The organism is Streptomyces sp. NPDC049541 (assembly GCF_044465725.1).
Taxonomy (GTDB): Bacteria; Actinomycetota; Actinomycetes; order Streptomycetales; family Streptomycetaceae; genus Streptomyces.
On record NZ_JBITLY010000005.1, the window covers coordinates 530,462 to 534,005 of the forward strand.

Genomic DNA, 3,544 nt, shown 5'->3' on the forward strand with positions numbered 1-3,544 from the left:
CGCGGTCTCCGCGGCGGCAGCCGTCTTGCGGGTCCGGGTGCGGGGCTTCGCCTCGGTGGCCTCGGCGGTGTCCACCGCGGTCTCCGCGGCGGCAGCCGTCGTCTTGCGGGTCCGGCGGCGCGGGGTGGCGGCGGGGGCCTCGGGCTCCGTGGGGGCCGGGGCTTCCTCCGTTGCCGGAGCCTCAGTGGCGAGCGACTCCGCGGCCGGGGTGCTCTCCGCGGACCTGCGGGTGCGGCGGCGGCGCGGCTTCGACGGGGCCTCGGCGGTGTCCAGCGCGGGGCCCTCCGCCGTCGTGACGGCGGCCTCCGCGGCCTCGGGTGCCGTGGTCGGGGCCGTCACCGGCTCCGCGGCCGAACCGGCGCGGGTGCGGCGACGGCGACGCGGGGTGCGGGGACCGGCGGTCTCCTCGGACGGCGAGAGAGCCGTCGAGGCCTCCGGAGCGGCCGTGGGGTCCAACTGCTCCCCGCCGCGCGTACGGCGGCGGCGACGCGGCGTACGCTCCGGGCGCTCGCGCTCGGTGGACCGGGACTCGCCCCGGCCACCCCGCTCGGGGCGGCCACCGCGACCGCCGCGTGCACCGCGGCCGCCGGTCTCGCCCAGGTCCTCGAGCTCCTCGGCGTCCAGCCCGGCACGCGTGCGCTCGGCGCGCGGCAGAACACCCTTGGTACCCGCGGGGATGTTCAGTTCCTCGAAGAGGTGCGGGGAGGTGGAGTACGTCTCCGGCGGGTCGTTGAAGTTCAGCTCCAGCGCCTTGTTGATCAGCTGCCAGCGCGGGATGTCGTCCCAGTCGACGAGCGTGATCGCGATGCCCTTGGCGCCCGCGCGGCCGGTACGGCCGATGCGGTGCAGGTACGTCTTCTCCTCTTCGGGAGACTGGTAGTTGATGACGTGCGTCACGCCCTCGACGTCGATGCCGCGGGCGGCGACGTCGGTGCAGACGAGGACGTCCACCTTGCCGTTGCGGAACGCGCGCAGTGCCTGCTCGCGGGCGCCCTGGCCGAGGTCGCCGTGGACCGCGCCGGCCGCGAAGCCGCGCTGCTTGAGCTGGTCGGCGAGGTCGGCCGCGGTGCGCTTGGTACGACAGAAGACCATGGCCAGTCCCCGGCCCTCGGCCTGCAGTATGCGCGCGACCATCTCGGGCTTGTCCATGTTGTGCGCGCGGTACACGTGCTGCGAGGTGTTCGCGACCGTCGCGCCCTCGTCGTCCGGCGCGGTGGCGCGGATGTGCGTGGGCTGCGACATGTAGCGGCGCGCGAGACCGATGACCGCGCCCGGCATGGTCGCCGAGAACAGCATCGTCTGACGGCGCGCCGGCAGCAGGTTGATGATCTTCTCGACGTCGGGCAGGAAGCCCAGGTCGAGCATCTCGTCGGCCTCGTCGAGGACAAGGGCCTTGACGTGCTTGAGGTTGAGCTTCTTCTGGCCCGCGAGGTCCAGCAGCCGGCCGGGGGTGCCGACGACCACGTCGACGCCCTGCTTGAGGGCCTCGACCTGGGGCTCGTAGGCCCGGCCGCCGTAGATGGCGAGAACGCGTACGTTGCGCACCTTGCCCGCGGTCAGCAGGTCGTTGGTGACCTGGGTGCACAGCTCGCGCGTGGGGACGACGACGAGCGCCTGCGGGGTGTCGGTGAGGTCCTCGGGCTTGGCGCGGCCCGCCTCCACGTCCGCGGGGACGGTGACGCGCTCGAGGAGCGGGAGGCCGAAGCCCAGCGTCTTGCCGGTGCCGGTCTTGGCCTGGCCGATGACGTCCGTGCCGGAGAGGGCGACGGGGAGGGTCATCTCCTGGATGGGAAAGGGGTTGATGATGCCGACGGCCTCGAGGGCCTCGGCGGTCTCGGGAAGGATGCCGAGATCTCTGAACGTGGTAGTCAGGGTGCTGCCTCTTCTGTGTGCGCGGTGCGAGGCGAGCGCGGGGGGTCTTTGACGGACCGTGCCGGGGACGTCGGCTGCCTTACGGGCTTGCCGTAGGGCACGGGACCACTGCCGACGCTCTAGCGCTCGTACCGCTGAGGGTGTCCCTCCGGACGCCGTACGCAATGTGCCGTACGGGCTTGGAGGGCTGTCGGGTCGGAGCCGATCGGGCCACCGACCGGGCATCCTCATACGTGCGGCCCGTCGAGTACTCGGCAGGCGCATTACCACCATACCCCGGAATCACGCACATGCGATGGCCGATTTGGTCACGTAGCCGTCATCACACTGATTGACCAGGGACTTCCAGGGCTCGGCAAGCGGACTATTGTGCGCTTCATGACGACGCCTGACAACACCTCTGACGCACCCGCCGAGCAGACCGGAGTGGCCGCCCAGGACTGGGACCGGGCCTCCGCGGACCCGCAGTACCGGGCAGCGGTCGTCGACCTCCTCGGTGCCCTCGCGTACGGCGAACTCGCGGCGTTCGAGCGGCTCGCGGAGGACGCCAAGCTGGCGCCGACGCTGGCGGACAAGGCGGAGCTGGCCAAGATGGCCTCGGCGGAGTTCCACCACTTCGAGCGGCTGCGCGACCGGCTCACGGAGATCGGTGAGGAGCCCACGCGCGCGATGGAGCCGTTCGTCGCCGCGCTGGACGGCTTCCACAAGCAGACGGCGCCCTCGGACTGGCTGGAAGGTCTGGTGAAGGCCTACGTCGGCGACTCGATCGCCAGTGACTTCTACCGCGAGGTGGCCGCACGGCTCGACTCGGACTCGCGTGAGCTGGTGCTGGCCGTCCTGGACGACACCGGGCACGCCGGTTTCGCCGTGGAGAAGGTGCGCGCCGCGATCGACGCCGATCCGCGCGTGGGCGGCCGTCTCGCCCTGTGGGCCCGGCGTCTCATGGGCGAGGCCCTGTCCCAGTCCCAGCGGGTGGTCGCGGACCGCGACGCGCTGTCGACGATGCTCGTCGGCGGTGTCGCGGACGGATTCGACCTCGCCGAGGTCGGCCGGATGTTCTCGCGGATCACCGAGGCCCACACCAAGCGGATGGCCGCCCTCGGGCTTGCCGCCTAGCTCTCGCTTCCCCGGTCGTCCTCGTCGTCCCGGTCGGGGTTACGCCGGCGCTGATCGCCGGCGGAGTCTCCCGGCCGGGCGCACCAGCAGGGAGAGCGAGGCCGCGGAGACGATCGCCGCGCCGAGCAGGATCAGCAGGAAGTTGCCGGGGTCCAGCGCGCTGTGGGTGACGAAGGCGCCGAAGAGGGCTCCGGCGACACCGGTCGCGAGCACCAGCGAACGGGTGGGCAGACGGTCGGACAGACGGTGGATCGCCGCCCCTGCCAGCACAAGACCGAGAAGTGCGGAGCCGAGCGCTTCGAACAACATCTTGGAGTCCCTCCCACACGGCCACACTGCCCATCACGGTCGTAGCCCGTCATACCCGTGACCTGCGGAATGCAATCCTCCCCTGTGCGCGAGTTGTGCTCCAGTTGTGGAGAAAAATCTTGGGGGGAAGCGAGAGGGGGGGGGGGGGGGGGGGGGGGCGCGGGGCGCCGCGGCGCCGGGGGGGGGGGGGGCGGGCGCGGCGGGGACCAAGCGAGGTGAGTGGGTAGGAGAGTAAGAGAAGTAGTAG

At 71.9% G+C, this 3,544-nt stretch carries 3 protein-coding genes; 1 reads left to right on the plus strand and 2 read right to left on the minus strand.

The features are described 5' to 3' along the window. Positions 1-1,779, minus strand: a 1,779-nt coding sequence (locus tag ACIBW9_RS21780) for a DEAD/DEAH box helicase (protein ID WP_398957354.1), incomplete at its 3' end; no start/stop codon positions are given. Between the two features lie 471 nt (positions 1,780-2,250). On the opposite strand from ACIBW9_RS21780, the gene ACIBW9_RS21785 reads away from it, so the two are divergent. After that, the gene (locus tag ACIBW9_RS21785; protein ID WP_398957356.1) at positions 2,251-2,988 is read left to right on the plus strand and encodes a ferritin-like fold-containing protein; all 738 of its coding nucleotides are present in this window, start codon (positions 2,251-2,253) and stop codon (positions 2,986-2,988) included. Positions 2,989-3,027: 39 nt separating this feature from the next. Here ACIBW9_RS21785 and ACIBW9_RS21790 read toward each other — a convergent pair whose 3' ends face one another. Next, positions 3,028-3,297, minus strand: a complete 270-nt coding sequence (locus ACIBW9_RS21790) for a hypothetical protein (protein ID WP_185124458.1) — start codon at positions 3,295-3,297, stop codon at positions 3,028-3,030. Positions 3,298-3,544: the final 247 nt, after the last annotated feature.